The sequence below is a fragment of the Streptomyces sp. UH6 genome (genome assembly GCF_013421635.1).
GTDB classification, from domain to species: domain Bacteria; phylum Actinomycetota; class Actinomycetes; order Streptomycetales; family Streptomycetaceae; genus Streptomyces; species Streptomyces abyssomicinicus.
This window is the reverse complement of sequence record NZ_JACADT010001292.1, coordinates 1-1,286: the sequence shown is the minus strand read 5'-3', so window position 1 is coordinate 1,286 and position 1,286 is coordinate 1. Positions and strand designations below refer to the sequence as shown.

Genomic DNA, 1,286 nt, shown 5'->3' with positions numbered 1-1,286 from the left:
GACCATCCCGCCCTCCTCCCGGGCCAGTTCGGCGAGGCCGTAGAGGGCGGAGCGGAAACGGTCCGCCTCCTGCGGGGAGTGCGCGCCCTGCCCGGGCACGCCCACCGGACCGGCGCAGAGACCGGCGGCGAGGTCGCCGTAGTGCTCGGCGAACCGGCGGCGGGCGCGGCGGCCGTACCAGGCACCGTCGACCTCGGCGGTCCACAGCGGGGCGGTGCGCACCTGGGTGACCTGGGCGGGGAGATCGACCCAGCCGGCCCTCTCCTGCTCCCGGTCGCGGCTGAGGGCGTACAGCCTGAACTCGTGCTGGCCGAGCCCGCGCACCAGGCGGTCGCACCAGAGCCTGGCCTCACCCCTCGCGTACGGGTAACCACCCTCCGTCAGCAGTCCGATGCGCACGCGTACATCCCCGATCTCCCATAGGAACGGCCGCCGTCGACGGCGGCGGCTGGTAGCCGGGACGAACGTATGCGGATATGCCGGTGGCGCGACGGACGGTTGTCCGTCGCGCCACCGGAAGGGGTGAACGCCCGTAACCTTCCCACTCACAGGGCGTTTTGTAGCGCACAGCGACGAACCGGTCGCGCGCCGTGCGCACGCCGGGGTGCGTGTCAGCCGTTCGGGTAGGCCCAGGCGTTCGGCCTGCAGTGGATCCCGTCGTGGTCCAGGAACTTGGTCTGCTGCTGCATGACCGGCGCGAGTCCGCCGTCCTTGGAGCACTCCACGTGCCCGTAGCCCAGACGGTGGCCGACCTCGTGGTTGATGAGCATCTGCCGGTAGGCGTGGATGTCCCGGTCGCCGTACGTCTGCGACCCCTGCGCCCAGCGGTAGGCGTTGATCATCACGCGGGAGGTCGACGCGGAGTCGCAGGAGACGTTGTCGATCGTGGTGTCCAGGCCCGACTTGGCACACCACTCGGCCGTGGTGCCCGGGCTGGCCAGGGTGATCACGAAGTCCGCGCCGTCGGGGTCGCCCTTGGGGACCCGCTTGAAGGAGAGCCCGTCGTGCGCCCAACTGCGCTTGTCGTTCAGCGTCTTGTGCACGGCCTCGGCGAACAGCTCCCCGTCCAGGCCGAGGTCGTCCTCGACGTCGACGCGGTAGCGGAACTCCTGTCCCTCGCGCGGCGGTTCGTCGGTCCCGGGCACCGAGGTGAACGATCCCGGACCCTGGAGCTCGGCGCCGAGGTCGTAGACGAGGCCCATCCGCTGGTAGTAGGTGAGGCCGTCGAGGTTCCAGGCGGGAGGCAGCGGCGAGGGTTCGGCGCCCAGCGGCTCCCCGCCGACCCC

The 1,286-nt window shown here is 71.4% G+C and carries 2 protein-coding genes; both read right to left on the bottom strand.

Annotated elements, in window-relative coordinates:
* On the bottom strand, positions 1–399 hold a 399-nt coding region (locus HW445_RS31375), incomplete at its 3' end, for a DUF3492 domain-containing protein (RefSeq protein ID WP_180224163.1).
* Between the two features lie 212 nt (positions 400–611).
* The coding region (locus HW445_RS31370; RefSeq protein WP_180224162.1) for a DUF3152 domain-containing protein at positions 612–1,286 on the bottom strand (675 nt) is incomplete at its 5' end.